Genomic DNA, 17,365 nt, shown 5'->3' with positions numbered 1-17,365 from the left:
TAGAATGGTAGGTGAAAGTGTATGGGGAGGGGCTATTAAGATGGCTAGCTTGCGTGAACATTTTTTCGTCTGGGCAGCGGGCTGGTTTGGTCGTTCTTTTTGGGTTGATGTCAACTTACGTGCTCGCTTGCTGCGGTGCGCCGGCATGGACATCGGCGCCGACTGCGCGATACGACCGCCTAGGGGTCTGACCAGGGCGGGTGATATCCACCGTATCCACATCGGCCATTCAACTTTCGTAAACGCCGGCGCTCGACTTGCTGTCGTTAGCCCAGCTGAGATCCATATTGGCGCCCAGTGTCTGATCGGTCCTGATGTCACTATGGAGACAATGGGTCACAGTCTAAGTTGGACCCCAGAAAAAGGCTGGGGGCACGTGTCCAAATCCATAAAGATAGGCGACCGTTGCTGGCTTGGGGCAGGTGTGATCGTTGTAGGCGGGGTCACTATTGGAGAAGGTGCTGTTGTGGGGGCTGGGGCGGTTGTTGTGAGTGATGTTGCGCCCCATACGTTAGTCGGCGGGGTGCCGGCTCGATTTATCAAGAATATCCCAGCTTCCAGTTAGAAGCGTCGAAGCGGGCCTTTCGCCCACCCATCACCCTCGTATCAAATGGCAACCCCTCAGGCTCCCTCACCGGGAGCCTTTTTCTTTGACCCCATCCCATAGGTGAACCATGACGGCAGCAAAAAGCCCCGCTTTTGAGCGAGGCTTAGAAATGCACGTCGATGCCAGCTTGCTTCATTACCGCGTTAGCGGTGTGCCGGGAAAGCGAACCCTTGTCGACTGTGAAGGTGCGGCCAGTAATCGGGCTGTACCAAATCTCATGGTCGCCCTTGCCCTGTCGCTGGAATTTGCATCCGCCGGCCTTGAGGGCCTCTACAATCTGACGGTAGAAGCCCTGACCCATTAGTGTGCGTGCGCAGCTTCCATGCGGAAATGCGACAGGATGCAAACGTCGATCAGATCGCCTGGATGTTCGGCATCATCGATCAAGTGAGCGTTGTCTTCCAGCAATTCGGGCGCGACCGCTAGAACGCGTTCGAGCAGCTCATCGAGGCTTTTTGCCTCGGTTACAAGGCCTGGAATGTCGTCGCTGGTTGCAACCCACACACCCGCCTCGCTGTCCCATTGGGCAGTGACGAGAAACTTCTTTTGCATGTGTTGGCTCCGGTAATGACGCGAGTTCAAGCACGAAACATATCGATAGCGCAATAGGCCTGAACAACACGTGAAACACAGGAATGTTTCACGCGCATGAATATCCGGCCCCAGCAGCCGCAACCTACCCGCATTTTTCCCCGAACACACAGGTGCCCTATGGACCCGACCGTTCCGAAAGGAGCGGCGATGCTTCTCGACTTCATCAGGAAGATCGAGACTGGCAAAGCCGACGCCTCAGCCTATGACGTGATCTATGCCCATGCTCAGGGGCGGCTCCCCAAGCCCATCACCCGCATGACCGTCGCGGAGCTCCAGCACTACCAGACGGAGAACTGGCCAGCCAAGTCTACGGCGGCTGGGGCCTATCAGTTTATGCGCGCCACCCTCAAGGATCTCCGCAAGGAGCTTGGCCTGCTCGACGGACAGGTGTTCGACGCCAATCTGCAGGATCGGCTCGGCTACCATCTGCTGAAACGCCGGGGCTATGACCAGTTCATGGCCGGCAAGATCGGCACCGTGGAGTTCGGCAAGCGCCTCGCCCAGGAATGGGCCTCGCTGCCGCTCCTTGCGCCCGCCAACGGCAATTCACGAGGTGAGAGCTATTACGACGGCGACGGGCTCAACAAGTCGCTGACGACGCCCGAAACCATCGAGGCGCTGCTGGCCAAGGTCAAAGCGGCAGGCAGCGGCCCGGTTTCAGCGCCTCCCCCGCCCGACATCCCGCACTATCCCGAGCCGGCCGCGCAGGCCGACCCCATTGCGGAGGATACCGGCGGCAATCTCCGCTTCCTCGCCATCGGTGCTGTCGTGGTGCTCGTGGCCATCATCCTCATTTTCTACTTCGGTTCGCGCTAGGAGGCGCACCAACATGATCGGCAACAACATCGTTCTGGGCTGGCTTTGGCGTCGGACCCAGGAACTGGGCGGCCTCGGCGGCACTCTCGGTTTCCTCTATCTGTCCCTGCCGCCCGAAGGTAAGGACGCCATCAACCAGATTTTCGCTGGTGGCTGGCAGAACGTCTCCCTCGGCGCTGTAGCCACCATTGCCCTTTATCTCTGGAGCCAGTGGAAGTCCTGGCGCTCCACTGTGCGCCCGCAGGTGGTCACCGCCGACGCGCAGCAGATCATCCTGCCGAAGGAGAGCGTGGCCACTGCCAAGGTCGAGGCAATTGCCAAGACTGCCCCCGTGCCGCGCTCGCGCACCATCATTGACCTGGTGCTCGGCAAGTAGCGCACATCCGCGGAAAGTAGGTTCATGCCAGACACACCCGAGAGCACAGCCCGCAGACTGGAGGAACTAGAGCGCCGAGCTAGTGCCACCGAGCAGCATATGACGAGGCACAGCGATAGCATCTCCAGCATTGTAAGTTCTGTGGGTGAGGTGGACATGCGCGTCATCGCGCTCGAGAACGACCGCCACGCGCGCATGCTTTCGGAGGCTCGGCAGGAGGAGCGCGACAAATCCCTCTACAAGGAACTGGAGGTGATCAACAAGAAGATCGACACCGTTGGGGCTGAGAGCAAGGCGGGCACCAAGGAGATCAAGGACTTCGGCATGAAGGCGTTCTGGATCATCGCTGGTGCCGTGCTCCTGGCCTTCGTGACCTTTGCCATGAGTGGGAGGTTGGTCATATGAGCAGCAAAACGGCCATGTATGCCGCGCTCTATCTGACAGCCGCCATGGTCTCAATCATGGCGTTTTTCACCATCGGCCCGAAGTTGGAGACCGCCCTGTACGCGCCCTATACCAAGTTCAAGATAGTCTCAATCACGCCTGTTGACACCCTGCGATCCCAGGTGGTCTTTGAGTTTACGAAGCGCCGCAAATGCGAACCCCGTGGCCTGTCCTGGTTTGATGGCGAGGCCGGCGTAAGCCATCATGTGAACTTCAATGTCGCGGGCGCCCGAGAGGAAGCCCTGCTACCGGGCAAGCATGTGTCGCTGCCCTATATTATTGAGATCCCCGCCGATGAGATTGTCACCTCGCTCGTGGGGGAAATTTACTCCCGCTGCCACGGAATGTGGACCACCGTCTCCCAAGTCTACCCGTGATCTACTGCGCCAAGTGTTCCGAGCAATGCCAGTGGGAGCCCAGCAAGATCAGCGGGCGGCTCGTCATCTGGTATCGCTGCGAGTGTGACGGGGCAGGACCGTGGCACTCATGGGAAGTTGAAGTCATCTGGGCTCCACCACCCTTGCCACGCGCCGCCGAGCTGGTGAACAACAGCGGCCATGACGATCCGCATCCATACCATTGCCGACTTCAAGCGTGAGGGCTACACGCTCACGGCGTTCTGCATGGCGAGCTATGGCGGGATAGCGTGCAATCACTCAGCAGTGGTGGACTTGGATGCTTTGGAGCAGCGGTTCGGCGGTGACTGGTCTTTGTATGGCCCCAACCGTCTGACGCTAATGGCACGGCTGCGCTGTGCTAGGTGTGGTGAGAAGAATATCCAGCTACAGGTCAGTCCGAACAATACGGGGGTTGCTGCGCCTCCTGTGGGGTTGCAGGCTGGGGCGGAGTAGGGCGCCACTCGACGCTTACTCGGGGGGGCTTGTTCGCTGCTTAGCTTTTTCCAGGACCCGGAAGGCATTATTGGCGTCCTGCATGGTGACGTTGTTCAGCCTTAGCCTGCTCGTCATCGCAGCTAAGGGCTTCAACGCCTCCACCAGCTCAGCAATCAGCGCGTCCTTGTGCGCTAGTTCGTCCTTGGTCATCATCGTCTCCTTTGTCTCAAGGTATATCGGTAGGATCGGGGCGGGCAAGGGCGGCTTTGCAGGCCGCAGCCATGAGAACATCCGGGTGCCCCTCGCCTGCGATGTGGCCGGCGCGCAGGTTCCCCACCTTGGCGCTCAGCTCCAGTTGGCGCCAGATCGCTTGCCTCATGGGCTGGGACGGGTTCGCCATAGCTCTTATCGCCGCGCGGGCCATTCCCCGGAGGCATTCTTGCCACTCTGGCGTAAGCGTTTCCCATCCCGAGGTTGCGGGGTTTACCTGCCTCCCGTCCTCGTCGCTAACCGGGTTGCTGGTCCAGTCGTGTGCGCTCAAAATGGCTCGTGCAACAATCTCCACCATATCAGCCATTCTCTCCCTCCTTTGGGGGATTGGATCGGGCGGGGGCGACGAGGGCCGGCTCATATCGCCAGCCCCATGTGTTCCTTGACGTAGAGCCGGGCCATTTCCTGCCTGATCTTTCGCATCTGCTGCGCGGCCTGCCTCTTGGGCATCGGCTCGGTCAGGATCAAGAATTGGCCACCCGCTTCCTTCATTTTCACAACCCAGTAAATCTGGAACTCCTGCCCTGGGATTGGGTAGAGCTTGGGCTCGAAATTTGGGGTGGTATCGCCGGCCATTTGCTTGCCTCCATAAAGCATATGCGATATACATAAGGCATATGTCTTAATAGGGCAATAGCGCATATGCGTAATTCAGCGGTGGCGACTCAAATTCCCATATGCGATACCCCGCGCGTGGGTCGGAAACTGCGTTATCCAGACAAGATCATTGCACCCCTGCCAGCGGGATCGCTGAAGCGGATGGAAGCCGTGTTGGCTGAAGGTGAGGATAAAACCGACCTGTTGCGGGAAGCCGTCGAAGCCGAACTACAGCGGCGTGAGAAGGCCAAGGACTAACCTCCACCATCTCTCTCCCCATTAGCTTTGGACGGGAGGGGTGGGGAGGGCTGGAACCATCTTGGGCGGCTCCGGCTCCTCGTGCCAGCACATCGGTTCGATGAATGGTCCCAACCAAGTTGCGCCCTTAATGCAGAAGGCGCTGTCGATGCTGTCCCAATAAGCAGTGTGAACTCCAGGGTCGGTAAACTTCATGCCGTCGATATCTGTGGGCTTGCCATAGACCAAAATGCACCGATCCTTTGGCGCTGTCTCTGCTGGTTGCCACTGCTGCTCCGGCACATAGGCAAAGCCGTTCTGCCATATCCGTGCCGCCGGCTTCTCTCCGCGCGCAATGGCAACTGCCTCCCTCGCGCCGTCTAAAATCCGCTCGCCCGCTTTCGTCATCTGCCTTGCTCCATCACCGTGAACGACCGGCAGCGAATGCTGCTGCCACTGCGTCGTGCGCCTCTTTCAGCGTTACCTCGTTCCAGACGACGCGCTTCGGCCCCGCCAAGGCCTCGTCGTCCAATTCAGCTATTTCTTTGAGGCGCGCCTTGGCGGCCGAAGGGGACACGGAGAACCACTCCCCGGCCTGCCTATGCCGGTGGAAGTATCGGTGCAGCCGACCCTCGACGTTGTAAGCGGATCGTGCCGAGCGGAACTCGCGCACCGCATAGAGGCGAGCCCCACCGGGCATGCCAGTCTTGAGCGTTCGCATCCGCTTCACCGGATCGCGTGAGACACCAATCTTCACGAAGTCGCCGCTGGCGATGATGTAGACGCTGGTGGGGTCGCTCTTCATATATCGTCCCTTCGGAACCTTCCGTGAACAGGCGTGGCGGTTTTCGTGTGAATTTCGGTACCTCCCTCCGCCACAGCGGGCCGATGTTTCCACATCGTTCTTGCACCCCTCGATTTTGCCTCTTGCGCCAAAAGCCCTGTTTCTCTATGTCTCCGCGCAGTCGGGGCGTAGCGCAGCCTGGTAGCGCATTTGTCTGGGGGACAAAGGGTCGTCGGTTCAAATCCGGCCGCTCCGACCATTTTCAATTCACGCTTCAAGAAGCGGGCACACCCGCCATGCCGTTGCATCAGCGCGATCTCGAATCCGTGCGAACGCTCTGGCCGCAGCTCGGCACGGCCACCCTCACCCTCATCAATCATTCCGAAAACCACACTTTTCGCGCCGATCTGCCCGGTGGCGAGCGGTTTTGCCTGCGCGTTCATCGCCCGGCCTATCAAAGCCCGGTGACCATCGAGAGTGAACTGACTTGGCTCGCCGCCCTCGGGCGCGACACCGATCTGCCGCTGCCCCAACCCGTGCCGGGCGCCAATGAGCGCCTCTTGCAGACCGTCACCACGGCGGCGGGAGAATCGCGCAATGCCGTGCTGTTCCGCTTCATTGCCGGCACCGAGCCAGCCATCGACGCCGAGCTGACGCCGCTGTTCGCTACTCTCGGCGATTATGCCGCCCGCCTCCATGCCCATGCGCTGGCCTGGCCGCGCCCCGCCGGCTTTGTCCGCCAGGCATGGAACGCCGCCACCATTCTTGATCCCGATGGCCTCTGGGGCGATTGGCGCGTAGCCCCAGGCGTCGACGGCGCCATCCGCCCGCTGCTCGACCGACTCGATACCGAACTGCGCGCCCGCCTTGCGGCTTATGGCACATCGAGCGAACGCTACGGCCTCATCCATGCCGATATGCGGCTGGGCAATCTCTTGGTGGATGGCGACACCGTCAGCCTCATCGATTTCGATGACTGCGGCTTTTGCTGGTTCACCTATGATTTCGCTGCGGCGATCTCGTTTCATGAGACCCATGCTTCGGTGCCCGACCTGCGCCAGGCCTGGCTCGCCGCCTACACAGCGAAACGCTCACTCACCCCGGCCGATATTGCCTCGATCGATTCCATGGTCATGCTGCGCCGCATGGCGCTGCTGACCTTTATCGGCTCCCATATCGAAACCGAGCTCGCCCAAACCCATTTGCCCGGCTTTGCCCAAGGCACCGCCGAGCTCGCCGAGCGCTATCTCGGCGGCGCGCTCTGGCCGGGCTAGTAGGCGTTCTCGTTCTTGGACACCAGCGAGACCGGCGTCAGCAGCACGATGTAAAGATCGAGCAGGATCGACCAGTGCTCGATATAATAAAGGTCGTGGTTCACGCGCTGCATGATCTTGTCGATCGTGTCGGTTTCCCCACGCCAGCCATTCACTTGCGCCCAGCCGGTCATCCCGGGCTTGACCCGATGCCGCGCGAAATAGCCTTCCACCGCCTCGTAATAAAGCTGGTTTTCCGCCTTGGCCTGCAGCGCATGGGGGCGGGGGCCGACAATGGAAAGCTCCCCGCGCAGCACATTGAACAGCTGCGGCAACTCGTCGATCGAGGTGCGGCGGATGAATTTCCCCACCTTGGTCACCCGCGGATCATCCTTGGTCACGAGCTTGCTCGCGCTCTGGTCGATCATGTCGGTACGCATGGAGCGGAATTTGAAGATGCGGATCAGCTCGTTGTTGAAGCCATGCCGCTTCTGGATAAAGAACACCGGCCCCGGGCTTTCGAGCTTGATGGCGATTGCCGTGGCGATCATCACCGGCGACAGGAGGATCAGCGCCACCAGCGCGACGAGCTTGTCGAACAGCCACTTGAAGATGAGGTTCCAGTCCGAAATCGGCCGGTCGGCCATGTCGAACACCGGCACATCCCCGACATAGGAGTAAGCCTTGTTGGTGAATTTGAGCTTGCTCATATGCGCCGATAGCCGGATGTCCACCGGCAGCACCCAAAGCTGGGTCAGCATTTCGAGCACGCGCTTTTCGGCCGAAAGCGGCAGCGACACGATCACGAGATCCACCGGCGTGCGCCGCGCAAACTCGAGGAGGTCGGCCACCTTGCCCAGCTTGGGGCACCCATCCACCGTGTCGGGCGAGCGATCATCCACCCGGTCATCGAACAGGCCCAGAAGCTTGATGTCGTTGTTGGCACTGGCGCGAATCTGGCGGATCAGCACTTCAGCGTCGGCGCCACCGCCCACAATCGCGGTGCGGCGCTTGAGCCGGCCCCGCTCGGTCCAATAGCCAACCACCCCGCGCAGGCTGAGCCGATAAGCGATCAGCGTTGCCGCGCCCGCTCCATACCAGCCAATGAGCCAGACGCGGGAAAACATGTCCCCGGCCTTGAAAAAGAACATGCCCACGGTGAGCGCCACCATCACCAGCGTCCAGCCCACAAGGACGCGGCTGATCTGGTTGAAGATGGTGCGATAGGCGGCAATGCGGTGGGTGCGCGCCGCGTTGAACAGCACATTGGCCAACAGGCAAGCGCCAATGATCACCGGTACGTAAAAGCCGGGTTCATCGAGCTGCACATAGAAATGATAAATGCCGTAGCCCAGCGTCGCCAAAAGCAGCGCTTCGATGATCTGCGCGACGCCAACGATCACGGGACCCGAGATCACCCCTTCCACCGGCTGGGCGATGATGGCTTCAGCCTGGGGCGAAAGCGCGCGTGGGCCAGGTGTTTCTCCCAAGGCCTTATTGACGTGTTCAACCACGGCCTGGTGGGGATCGACACGAAACATGGCGCAGTAACTACTCCCTGGGAAGGGAGCAGTGTGGGTCAAAAGGAATGAAAACTCAGTGAAATTATGACGCTAAGGCTTATCTAACAGGCCGCGGTAAAGGGCTTCGATCTGCCCGCTCATCTGCTCGAGCGAGAAGTTCTGGCGGACAAAATCGAGCCGCGTTGCCATCTCTGCTTGCGCTTGTTCACGATGATCCAGCGCCTGCTGCATTGCTGCCCGCAAGGCCAGCGGATCGTTGGGTGCGACGAGACTTCCGGCCGTCGGCCCGAAGATTTCGGGAATGCCCCCGACGCGGGTGGCGATCACGGGCAGCTGCCCCGCCGCCGCTTCCAGCACCACATAGGGCAGTGATTCCGCCAGCGACGGCACCACCGCGCACCAGCCCTGAGGAAAAACCTGGCGCGCCGGCATTGCGCCGGGCAGCACGACGCGATCGCTCAGTCCCAATTGCCCGATCCGCTCGATCAGCGCCTGCCGGTCGCCACCATCCCCCGCCATCACCAGCCTTGCCGGCGATCCATCGGGGCGGCGCACATCCACCAGTGCTTCCACCAGCACAAAGATGCCCTTGAGTTGGCGCAGCTCGCCCACGAACACGAAGTCCGCCGCATCGGGAGCCGGGGGCAGGGGCACGAACTCTTCGCGCGTCAGCCCATTATAAATCACCACGGTCGGGCAACTCGGCTCGGCGATCAGGGCGGCATAGGTGGCCTTGGCATAGGCGCTCTCAAAAATGATGGCGCCGGTTTGCCTGAGCAGCGCCCGCTCCAGCAGGTGGAACACCTGTCCTGATCGGCTGGACGAGGAAAAATGCAGCACTCCGCCATGGGGCGTATAAACCGCCGCGGCCCTCGCCCCGGCAAGCCGTGCCAACCGCGCATAAAAGCCACCCTTGGCGCCATGCCCGTGCAGCACATCGATATCGAGCTTGCCCGCGAGCCGGCGCACTGCCAGCGGCGTGGCGAGGTCGCCCGCGCCCAACACGCGCGGCATGGCGAAGCGGTGAATGCCAAGGCTTGCATGAGGGAGGAGGGCGGTCAGCCTGGTTTCGGTCTGCGCGTCATTGGCGAGGCTGTCGACCACCAGCCCGACTTCATGCCCCATTCCAGCAAGGGCCCGCGTCAAGTCGGCGACGTGCCGAAACAGCCCGCCCACCGGGGCGCGCATCACTTGCAGGATCCGCAGCTTGCCTGTTTGGCGCCCCGCCACCCCTAGAACCAGCGCTCCAGCACAACAATCGTGTCGCCGGGATAAATGGGGAAGTCGAGGTCGACCGTGCCCTTGGCCATCTGGTCACCCTGACGGCGATATACCACGGCCTTGTTGCGATCCGCCGTGTCGCTGAACCCGCCCGCCGTGCTGATCGCGGCCCGAACGGTCATGCCATGGATATAGGGAAACTGGCCGGAATTGCCGATCTCGCCCTGGATAAAGAACGGCCGGTATTCCGCCACTTCCACTGCCACGTCGGGGTTGCGCATATAGCCATTGGCCAGCGCCCCGGCCAGCCGCCGGCTTGCGGTCTGGGTGGTTTGCCCGCGCACCTGCACCGGACCCACCAGCGGAAACGCCACCGAGCCGCTGTCGTCTACGCGGTAGGTGTCGGTCAGCTGTTCGTCGCCATAAACGGTCACGCGCAAAGTATCGCCGGTGTCGAGCTGATAGGGCCCCTTGGTCTCGACCAGATAGGTTGCGTCGCGTGTGGTTGCACAGGCTGCAAGAGGCATCACCAGGGCAATGGAAAGTATTGGAAGCCAGCGCATGCAAATCTCGGCATTTGAGTTGCGCTACTTTTGTCCTGCCATGGTTAAGATTTTGCTTAGTTCGTCGCTTGCCGGTCGCGCTTTGCGAGCAGCTTAACGGATTGCTTACCACGCCGGCGCAATAACAAGGCAGAACTTGGGCGAGGTAGGCGATGTCTTATGAGGCGCAAACCGTGCAGGACGCACGGATCGATATGGCTGCGCTGAGCGGGGCAGTCCTGCGGCGGCTTCCGCGCATCATCCTCGTCACCCTGGTGCTGCTCGCCGCAACCTTTGCCATCCTGATGTTCATGCCGCGCCTTTACGAGTCGACGGCCGGGATCCTGGTTGAGCCGCGCAGCAATATCTATACCCGCTCGGCCAACGAGCAGGCTCCTTCGGTGACCGGCGCGGAAGCCGGGGTCGTATCCAGCCAGATCGAACTGATCAAATCGCGCGACACCCTGTTGCGCGTGATCGACCAGCTCGGTCTGCGCTCGGTTGCCGAATTCAATGGGGGCAGTGCCGGCTTTTCCCCGCTCGCCATGCTGACCCAGATGCTGGGCCGCCCCAGCGCCCCCAACAACATCGATGAAACCGTTCTGGCCAATATCTATGATCGGCTGACCGTGATCCAGGAGCGCGACTCGCGCATCATTTCGGTGATCTTCCGCTCGACCGATCCGCAGCGGGCCGCGGATATCGCCAATGCCATTGCCGCGGCCCATGTGGCGCGCCGCGCCGAGCTGTCTCTTTCCGACACCGCCGAGGCATCGGGCTGGCTCGATGCCGAGATCCAGAAACTGCGCAGCCGCGTCACCGAAGCCGAGGCCGCCGTCGCCAATTTCAAGGTCGACAACGACCTCTTTGTTGGCAACAACAATACCAGTCTCGTCGACCAGCAGCTTTCCACCATTGCGACCCAGATCAACGCCGCCCAGGAGCGCAAGAACGCCGCCCTGTCGCGCGCTGCCCTGATTCGCGGCCTCTTGGAGCGCGGCCAGCCCATCGACGGCGTCGCCGATGTGCGCGACTCCGCCGTGATCCAGCAGCTCAGCCAGGAAAAGGCGCGCCTCCAGGGCGAGCGGGCCCAGCTTTCGGCGACCCTGCTCGGCAACCATCCCAATATCCGCGCCGCCGACGCGCAGATCAACGAGCTCAACAACCAGATCGCCATCGAGGGCCGCCGCGTCGCCGAAGCGCTCGAAGCGGAAGCCCAGATCGAAGCTGATGTGGAAGCGTCGCTCCGTGGTGATCTCACCACCGCCAAGACCTCGGCCTCCACCGCGACCCAGGACACCGTCACCCTCGACAGCCTCCAGCGCGAAGCCGCGGCCCAGCGCAATCTGCTCGAAGGCTACCTGCAGCGCTACAGCGAAGCCGCGTCGCGCACTGATACCAACTCGACTCTCCCCGATGTGCGGGTGGTGACCATGGCCGCTCCCGCCGTCACCCCTTCTTCGCCACGCACCCAGTTCACCTTGATCCTGGTGGGGCTGGCTTCCCTGCTGCTCCAGCTGGGCCTCGTCATCTTCAACGAGCTGATCTCGGGCCGCGCCATCGCCCCCGCGCGCACCGTCGTTGTGCAGCGCAACCAGGATGAGCTCGACGCCGTCCCCTTCCAGGAAGCCGAGCTCGAGCCCGACCAGCGTTGGGAAGAACCCGAGCCCGCCACCGCCGAACTGGGCCCCGAAGCCGCGCACCTGATCGACGCCGACGAGCCCCTGCATCGCTATGCCGAGCCCGTCTTTGCCGACGAGCCCGATGTCGTTACGCTCGCTGACGAGGCCGAGGCCGAGGACAACGAGGATGAGGACGCCGAGGACGAGGATGAGCCCGTCATGATCGAGGTTCCTGTGGTCGCCCAGGCCGGGCCCCTCGTACCCGTCGTGGTGGTCCCCGTCCTCGCTGCGCCGCCGCCAGCCGACGAAGCCGAGCCCGAGCCTGTTGCGAGCGACGAAGATGAGGCGGACGTTCCCGCCCCCGAGCAGGTTTCCGCCGAAGACGGCCATGCCCGCCTGCGCCGTGCCCTGCTTGAAGTCGCGCCCGATCTCGTGGTCGAGGACGAGCCCGAACAGCAAACCATTCCCGACGCCCTGGCCCACGCCTATGCCGCATCCCATCTGGACACGCCGCGCCTCCACTACCGCGATGAAAAACTGCCCGACACCGTTGCCTTCAGCGACCTGGCTGCCGATCTCGCACTCGGCCGCACCCGCCTCGTGATCTTGGCCGGTCTCGCCGGTCATGACGAAAGCGCCGCTATGGCCGAGGAACTGGTGGGCGACGCCCTTGCTAGGGGTCTCAGCGTCGCTTTGGTTGATGCGGGCAGCGCCCGCCTCACCGAGGAGCCCGGCCTGTCCGATCTGACCAATGAAGCGGCAAGCTTTGGCGAAGTCGTGCACAAATCGGCCGACAACAGCTTTGCCGAAGTGCCCTGGGGCCAGTCCCCGATGCTCGATCGCCGATCCACGAGGCCCGTGACCCTGGTTGAAGCTTTGGGCGACATTTATGAGGTCGTGGTGCTGCTGACCGGTCCCGCTGGCCCCAATTCCACCCTGCCCATGTTCGAGGCGCTCGATGGCCGGGTTATCCTCGTCACCGCATCCATCGACAATGTCGACCAGATCGAGCAAACCCGCGAACAGATGCTGGAGGCCGGTTTCGGGCTGGTGGAAGTTGCGTCCTTCCCCGAAGAACGTGTCGCGGCCTGAACCGCGCCATGTCGCTCAAATACACCGCCATCCGGGCCATGTTCGAGGCCTTGTGGCTGTCCCGGCTACCGGGCCTTGTGCGTACGCTGTCGAACGCGCGGGGCGTGATCTTCACGCTTCACCGCGTCCTGCCCGAAACCCCGCCCGATTTCTCGCCCAACGCAATCCTCCAGATCGAGCCCGCCTTCCTCGACTACGTGATCGAGCGGCTGCGCGACCTCGGGGTCGACATTGTCTCCCTCGATGAGGCCATCGCGCGCCTGGCGGCCCCCGCCAAGACCCGCCCCTTTGCCGTCCTCACCTTTGACGACGCCTACAAGGACAATTTGCACTACGCGCTGCCCATCCTCGAGCGCCACGCGGCCCCCTTCGCCCTTTATGTGCCCACCGCCCTGGTTGATGGCTCCGGTGATGTCTGGTGGCAGGCCATCGAGGACATCATCGCCGCCAACAACCGCATCGCGATCGCGGGCGAGTCCAGCCCGCGCGACACCCTAACGACCGCCGAAAAACAAGCCGCCTACGATGCCCTATATTGGCGCATGCGCCAGATGCCCGAGCCCGACCGCGTCGTGCTGCTCCATCGTTTCGCCGCCGACCACGGCTTTGATCTGGCCGCCCATTGCCGCGAACTGATCATGGATTGGGACGAACTCGCCACGGTCGCCGCCAACCCGCTTTGCACCATCGGCGCCCACACTGTGCATCATTATGAGCTCGCCAAGCTTCCCCCGGACGAGGCCCGCGAGGAAATGCAGCGCTCCGCCGAAATCATCGGCAACCGCCTCGGCACCCGTCCAATCCATCTGTCCTATCCCATCGGGGGCCCGGCCGCGGCTGGGGAGCGCGAATTCGCCGCCGCCCGCGATCTCGGCTTTGCTTCGGGCGTCACCACCCGGCCGGGCGGGCTTTACCCGCACCACGCCGAGACGCTCCACGCGCTCCCACGCGTGTCGCTCAATGGCCTCTTCCAAAACCGTCGCTATGTGGATGTGTTTGCCACCGGGGCGCTCTTCACCTGGCTGGGCAAGATCGGCGCTTAAGCGCTGTCGGGCTTGGCCATCCAGCGGATGATCGCCATGGCTGGCAAGCACCAGCCCATGCCCACCACCAGAAAATAAACGATCAACACCAGCGGATGCAGGTCCGGCGGAAGTTGCAGATAGATCGCCGTGCCGATCCACAACCAGGCCACGATGGATCCCAGCAGCAAAACGATGCCGATCAACTTGCGGTTACGCTGGGTCATGTGCGGCAACGCGCCTGTTGCGAGAAATGATGGCCGGGCATACCACTCGCCTGCCTTTCACGATACCGGGAATACGCCCGTGACTCTTGTCCACGATGCCGCACTGAGCCCTGCCATTTCGCCAGCCGCCGATCGCCTGCGTCCGGTGCGCATCTGGCTTTATGGCCTGGCCGCCTTTGTGTTGCTGATCGTGGTTGTGGGCGGCATCACCCGGCTAACCGAATCGGGCCTGTCCATCACCAGCTGGAAGCCGATCACCGGCGCCATTCCCCCGCTGACCGAAGCCGATTGGCTCGCAGAATTCGAAGCCTACAAGCAGATCCCGCAATATCAGGTCAACAACACCTGGATGTCGCTGGCCGACTTCAAGATGATCTTCTTTTGGGAGTGGTTCCACCGCCTGCTCGGCCGGGTGCTGGGCTTCCTCTTCATTGTGCCCTTCGTTGTTTTCCTGTTCCAGAAGCGCCTGCCGCGCACGCTGGCGCTGCCGCTGTTCGGCCTTTTCCTGCTCGGTGGTTTTCAGGGCGCGCTGGGCTGGTGGATGGTGTCTTCGGGGCTGACGGAACTCACCTCGGTGTCGCAATACCGCCTCGCCGCTCACCTCACGGCTGCCGGCGTACTGCTGATCGCACTGACCTATGTGCCCCGCTCCATCGATCCAAGGCCGGTAACGGGGCAGGTGAGTGCCAAGCACCTCTGGAGCGCCGGACTGCTTCTCGTCCTCATCATGATCCAGATCGCGGCCGGCGCCTTTGTTGCCGGGCTCGATGCCGGCATGGGCTATAATACTTGGCCCCTCATGGACGGTGCCCTTGTTCCCAACGGCCTTGGGGCCATGCAGCCGGGCTGGCGCAATCTTTTCGAAAACAACCTGACCGTTCAGTTCAACCACCGCATGATCGCCTACGGCATCGTGCTGTATATGGTCTGGCTGCTTTGGGCGCAGGCGAGGGCAGGGGGCTTTGCCGGCGTTCACCGCTGGCTGCCGCGTCTTGGCCTTATCGTGCTGCTCCAGGTAGTCCTGGGCATTTCCACCCTCCTGTCGCAGGTGCAGATCGACCTTGCCGTGGCCCACCAGGCCCTGGCCTTCATCCTGGCCGGCGTGGTAACGCTATACTTGGCCGATCTGCTACGCGCCGCGCGCTCAGCTGGTGTCCAGCGCAGGGCTGCCCCCGTCTCAGTCGGCCTTGCAGAATCGAAGCGGTAATATAATACCGCGTCTGTAAGCGCTTGTTTCTGTTGGCGATTTTATTCGTACTTGACGGGAGCTCGTTCTCCCACTACACGGCCACTCGAACATGTCGGAAACCGCTCGCGAGTGGTCGTCGGCAGGCATAGCTTTCTAAGGATATCAACATGACCACTTACTCGGCAAAACCGAGCGAGATCGACAAGAAGTGGCTCCTGATCGACGCCGAAGGGCTGGTCGTCGGCCGCCTCGCGTCCATCATCGCTTCGCGTCTGCGCGGCAAGCACAAGCCCACTTTCACGCCTCACATGGACATGGGTGACAACATCATCGTCATCAATGCCGACAAGGTGAAGCTGACCGGCCGCAAGCTCGATCAGCACCGCTTCTACTGGCACACCGGCTACCCCGGCGGCATCAAGGACCGGACTGCCCGCGAGCTGCTGGAAGGCCGCTTCCCCGAGCGCGTTCTGGAGAACGCCGTGCGCCGCATGATGCCTGGTGGCCCGCTGACCCGCGCCCAGCTCAGGAATCTGCGCGTCTATTCGGGTGCCGAGCATCCCCACGAGGCTCAGGCTCCCGAGCAGCTCGATGTTGCCGCGATGAACTCCAAGAACGTGAGGGCTAAGTAATGGCCGAGACCATCAACTCTCTTGAAGACCTTGGCACTTCCACTGTTGCCCCGGCCGTCAACACCGCGCCCGTCCATGTCCAGAAGCTCGACGCGCAGGGCCGCGCCTATGCCACCGGCAAGCGCAAGAACGCCGTTGCACGCGTCTGGATCAAGCCCGGCAAGGGCAATCTGGTGATCAATGGCCGCGAATTCGCTGCCTATTTCGCTCGTCCCGTGCTGCAGCTCATCGTTAAGCAGCCCATCGTCGCGACCGAACGCACCGACCAGTATGACGTCACCGTCACTGTTGCCGGCGGCGGTCTGTCCGGCCAGGCCGGTGCCGTTCGTCACGGCATCTCCAAGGCCCTCAACTTCTTCGAGCCGGACCTGCGTCCCGTGCTCAAGAAGGGCGGCTTCCTGACCCGCGACGCCCGCGTCGTCGAACGCAAGAAGTACGGCAAGGCCAAGGCCCGCAAGTCCTTCCAGTTCTCCAAGCGCTAAGCTTCGGATTTTATCTTCGCGACTACCAAAAGGGCCGGGCAACCGGCCCTTTTCTTTTGCGGGGAAGGCGTGTGCTGCTTAGTCCCGCTGCAGATGCTCGTCCCAGATCTCTCCACCCCATCGCCTCCCTCCCCCTTGAGGGGCTTCGAACCGGCCGCAGGTGAAATGGCTCCGGTGGACCGATTTCAGGTGAGAAGGCCATGAGAGCTGCGCTCGAATGGCTGAGAGGGTGGGGGTGCCGGCCCAGCCACCGAGTGGAGCCCCGCTGCCAACCCCGATCCGAGAACACGTCCCACATCCCCACTTCCCATCTCCCCCCACCCGCCTATATGTGACGGGCCTCCGGACCCCCGCCATGCCCAGCCTCGTTACCCGCTTCCACCTGCTTTTGTTTGGCATCACCCTGGCCATTGCCGGGGTCGCCCTCATCCATGTGCCTGAGGGCTATGTCTTTGTGGCCCATTGGCATGGCAGCACCCCCGATTGGGCCTGGCCGCGCGACATTGCCCTGGCGGTCGCTCCACTGGTTGAACTGGCGCTGATGGGCGGCTTCTGGCTGCTCGGTCGCCGCCTGTCCAATAAGCACTTGGCCGATACCCGGCACATCCTCGATCCCGCCCTGACCCTCGCGCTCGCCATTGCCACGGCCTGCCAGTTTGCCCTCTTGATGCAGGGTGTCGGCTCCGATCTCGACTTTTTCCGCGGCACCGCCTTTGTGCTGGCGGCCGTCCTGCTCGTGCTGGCAGCAGTGCTGTTCGAGGCTGAGCGCCACACCTATCGCGGCTTGCGCCTGCCCTGGCCGATCGCCTCCGACCGCGCCTGGCGCCTCGTCCACCGCCTCACCGGCCTGTCCTGCGCAGCCCTGGCCTGCCTGCTGCTTTGGCTCGGCTGGATGGATGCCGGGGCCGGTCCCTTGGTGCTCTCCATGGGCGCGAGCCTGCTGGCCGTTCCCCTGCTGGGCGCGACCCTCAGTGCACTGACGCGCCGCCTGTAACGGAGCCC

Annotated in this window: 24 protein-coding genes and 1 tRNA gene; 15 read left to right on the top strand and 10 right to left on the bottom strand. The window is 62.4% G+C overall.

Going from position 1 to position 17,365, the window contains the following annotated elements:
* The first annotated feature begins 4 nt into the window (after positions 1 to 4).
* Positions 5 to 565 carry an acyltransferase gene (locus tag AC3YOG_RS10275; protein ID WP_489934976.1) on the top strand — a complete coding sequence of 187 codons (561 nt, stop codon included), beginning with the start codon at positions 5 to 7 and terminating at the stop codon, positions 563 to 565.
* 145 nt (positions 566 to 710) lie between these two features.
* Here the strand turns inward: AC3YOG_RS10275 and AC3YOG_RS10270 are convergent, their stop codons facing one another.
* Together AC3YOG_RS10270 and AC3YOG_RS10265 are read right to left on the bottom strand one after the other, a co-directional pair.
* Positions 711 to 908, bottom strand: a complete 198-nt coding sequence (locus AC3YOG_RS10270; protein ID WP_489934975.1) for a type II toxin-antitoxin system HicA family toxin — start codon at positions 906 to 908, stop codon at positions 711 to 713.
* Positions 908 to 1,159, bottom strand: coding sequence for a DUF1902 domain-containing protein (locus tag AC3YOG_RS10265; protein ID WP_489934974.1), 252 nt, complete (start codon positions 1,157 to 1,159; stop codon positions 908 to 910). Before AC3YOG_RS10265 ends, AC3YOG_RS10270 begins: the two co-directional genes overlap by 1 nt.
* 189 nt (positions 1,160 to 1,348) lie before the next feature.
* On the opposite strand from AC3YOG_RS10265, the gene AC3YOG_RS10260 reads away from it, so the two are divergent.
* From AC3YOG_RS10260 to AC3YOG_RS10240, 5 genes are all read left to right on the top strand, one after another.
* On the top strand, positions 1,349 to 2,017 hold the full coding sequence (locus AC3YOG_RS10260) for a hypothetical protein (protein WP_489934973.1): 669 nt from the start codon (positions 1,349 to 1,351) through the stop codon (positions 2,015 to 2,017).
* A gap of 13 nt (positions 2,018 to 2,030) precedes the next feature.
* Positions 2,031 to 2,393, top strand: a complete 363-nt coding sequence (locus tag AC3YOG_RS10255) for a hypothetical protein (RefSeq protein WP_489934972.1) — start codon at positions 2,031 to 2,033, stop codon at positions 2,391 to 2,393.
* A 99-nt stretch (positions 2,394 to 2,492) separates the two neighbouring features.
* Positions 2,493 to 2,798, top strand: coding sequence for a hypothetical protein (locus AC3YOG_RS10250; RefSeq protein ID WP_489934971.1), 306 nt, complete (start codon positions 2,493 to 2,495; stop codon positions 2,796 to 2,798).
* Positions 2,795 to 3,214, top strand: coding sequence for a hypothetical protein (locus tag AC3YOG_RS10245; protein WP_489934970.1), 420 nt, complete (start codon positions 2,795 to 2,797; stop codon positions 3,212 to 3,214). Before AC3YOG_RS10250 ends, AC3YOG_RS10245 begins: the two co-directional genes overlap by 4 nt.
* Positions 3,215 to 3,394: 180 nt before the next feature.
* The gene (locus tag AC3YOG_RS10240) at positions 3,395 to 3,688 is read left to right on the top strand and encodes a hypothetical protein (RefSeq protein WP_489934969.1); all 294 of its coding nucleotides are present in this window, start codon (positions 3,395 to 3,397) and stop codon (positions 3,686 to 3,688) included.
* 15 nt (positions 3,689 to 3,703) lie between these two features.
* Here AC3YOG_RS10240 and AC3YOG_RS10235 read toward each other — a convergent pair whose 3' ends face one another.
* On the bottom strand, positions 3,704 to 3,880 hold the full coding sequence (locus tag AC3YOG_RS10235) for a hypothetical protein (protein ID WP_489934968.1): 177 nt from the start codon (positions 3,878 to 3,880) through the stop codon (positions 3,704 to 3,706).
* 417 nt (positions 3,881 to 4,297) lie between these two features.
* Positions 4,298 to 4,516: a hypothetical protein gene (locus AC3YOG_RS10230; RefSeq protein ID WP_489934967.1), complete on the bottom strand. Its 219-nt coding sequence runs from the start codon at positions 4,514 to 4,516 to the stop codon at positions 4,298 to 4,300.
* Positions 4,517 to 4,582: 66 nt separating this feature from the next.
* Here AC3YOG_RS10230 and AC3YOG_RS10225 point away from each other — a divergent pair, with 66 nt between their 5' ends.
* Positions 4,583 to 4,795 (top strand): hypothetical protein, encoded by a 213-nt coding sequence (locus AC3YOG_RS10225; protein WP_489934966.1) that lies wholly within the window; start codon positions 4,583 to 4,585, stop codon positions 4,793 to 4,795.
* 21 nt (positions 4,796 to 4,816) lie between these two features.
* On the opposite strand, the gene AC3YOG_RS10220 is transcribed toward AC3YOG_RS10225, so the two are convergent.
* Together AC3YOG_RS10220 and AC3YOG_RS10215 are read right to left on the bottom strand one after the other, a co-directional pair.
* The gene (locus tag AC3YOG_RS10220; RefSeq protein ID WP_489934965.1) at positions 4,817 to 5,182 is read right to left on the bottom strand and encodes a hypothetical protein; all 366 of its coding nucleotides are present in this window, start codon (positions 5,180 to 5,182) and stop codon (positions 4,817 to 4,819) included.
* A 13-nt stretch (positions 5,183 to 5,195) separates the two neighbouring features.
* A complete protein-coding gene (locus AC3YOG_RS10215; RefSeq protein ID WP_489934964.1) occupies positions 5,196 to 5,579 on the bottom strand; it encodes a GIY-YIG nuclease family protein in 384 nt (127 codons plus the stop codon).
* A gap of 161 nt (positions 5,580 to 5,740) precedes the next feature.
* On the opposite strand from AC3YOG_RS10215, the gene AC3YOG_RS10210 reads away from it, so the two are divergent.
* A tRNA-Pro gene (locus AC3YOG_RS10210) sits at positions 5,741 to 5,817 on the top strand.
* A gap of 37 nt (positions 5,818 to 5,854) precedes the next feature.
* On the top strand, positions 5,855 to 6,832 hold the full coding sequence (locus tag AC3YOG_RS10205) for a phosphotransferase enzyme family protein (RefSeq protein ID WP_489934963.1): 978 nt from the start codon (positions 5,855 to 5,857) through the stop codon (positions 6,830 to 6,832).
* Here the strand turns inward: AC3YOG_RS10205 and AC3YOG_RS10200 are convergent.
* The 3 genes from AC3YOG_RS10200 to AC3YOG_RS10190 form a co-directional block, all read right to left on the bottom strand.
* Positions 6,829 to 8,352 (bottom strand): undecaprenyl-phosphate glucose phosphotransferase, encoded by a 1,524-nt coding sequence (locus AC3YOG_RS10200; protein WP_489934962.1) that lies wholly within the window; start codon positions 8,350 to 8,352, stop codon positions 6,829 to 6,831. The two genes, AC3YOG_RS10205 and AC3YOG_RS10200, sit on opposite strands and share 4 nt — an antisense overlap.
* Positions 8,353 to 8,424: 72 nt before the next feature.
* The gene (locus tag AC3YOG_RS10195; protein ID WP_489935271.1) at positions 8,425 to 9,522 is read right to left on the bottom strand and encodes a glycosyltransferase family 4 protein; all 1,098 of its coding nucleotides are present in this window, start codon (positions 9,520 to 9,522) and stop codon (positions 8,425 to 8,427) included.
* A gap of 44 nt (positions 9,523 to 9,566) precedes the next feature.
* The gene (locus tag AC3YOG_RS10190) at positions 9,567 to 10,118 is read right to left on the bottom strand and encodes a polysaccharide biosynthesis/export family protein (protein WP_127752540.1); all 552 of its coding nucleotides are present in this window, start codon (positions 10,116 to 10,118) and stop codon (positions 9,567 to 9,569) included.
* 152 nt (positions 10,119 to 10,270) lie between these two features.
* Between AC3YOG_RS10190 and AC3YOG_RS10185 the strand changes: the two genes are divergently transcribed.
* On the top strand, positions 10,271 to 12,811 hold the full coding sequence (locus AC3YOG_RS10185) for a Wzz/FepE/Etk N-terminal domain-containing protein (protein ID WP_489934961.1): 2,541 nt from the start codon (positions 10,271 to 10,273) through the stop codon (positions 12,809 to 12,811).
* Between the two features lie 8 nt (positions 12,812 to 12,819).
* A complete protein-coding gene (locus tag AC3YOG_RS10180; RefSeq protein ID WP_489934960.1) occupies positions 12,820 to 13,854 on the top strand; it encodes a polysaccharide deacetylase family protein in 1,035 nt (344 codons plus the stop codon).
* Here the strand turns inward: AC3YOG_RS10180 and AC3YOG_RS10175 are convergent.
* Entirely contained in the window at positions 13,851 to 14,060 is a 210-nt protein-coding gene (locus AC3YOG_RS10175; protein ID WP_127752543.1) for a DUF2842 domain-containing protein, read from the bottom strand. The genes AC3YOG_RS10180 and AC3YOG_RS10175 overlap by 4 nt on opposite strands.
* A gap of 79 nt (positions 14,061 to 14,139) precedes the next feature.
* Here AC3YOG_RS10175 and AC3YOG_RS10170 point away from each other — a divergent pair, with 79 nt between their 5' ends.
* From AC3YOG_RS10170 to AC3YOG_RS10155, 4 genes are all read left to right on the top strand, one after another.
* Positions 14,140 to 15,267, top strand: coding sequence for a COX15/CtaA family protein (locus AC3YOG_RS10170; protein ID WP_489934959.1), 1,128 nt, complete (start codon positions 14,140 to 14,142; stop codon positions 15,265 to 15,267).
* Between the two features lie 149 nt (positions 15,268 to 15,416).
* Entirely contained in the window at positions 15,417 to 15,881 is a 465-nt protein-coding gene (gene rplM, locus AC3YOG_RS10165) for a 50S ribosomal protein L13 (protein WP_489934958.1), read from the top strand.
* Positions 15,881 to 16,363, top strand: coding sequence for a 30S ribosomal protein S9 (gene rpsI / locus AC3YOG_RS10160; protein WP_127752546.1), 483 nt, complete (start codon positions 15,881 to 15,883; stop codon positions 16,361 to 16,363). The genes rplM and rpsI overlap by 1 nt, the downstream gene beginning before the upstream one ends.
* A 355-nt stretch (positions 16,364 to 16,718) precedes the next feature.
* The gene (locus AC3YOG_RS10155; RefSeq protein WP_489934957.1) at positions 16,719 to 17,357 is read left to right on the top strand and encodes an SdpI family protein; all 639 of its coding nucleotides are present in this window, start codon (positions 16,719 to 16,721) and stop codon (positions 17,355 to 17,357) included.
* The last annotated feature ends 8 nt before the right edge of the window (positions 17,358 to 17,365 follow it).

The sequence above is a fragment of the Devosia sp. Z6_126 genome, assembly GCF_058133495.1.
This window is presented reverse-complemented; position numbering and strand designations above follow the sequence as displayed.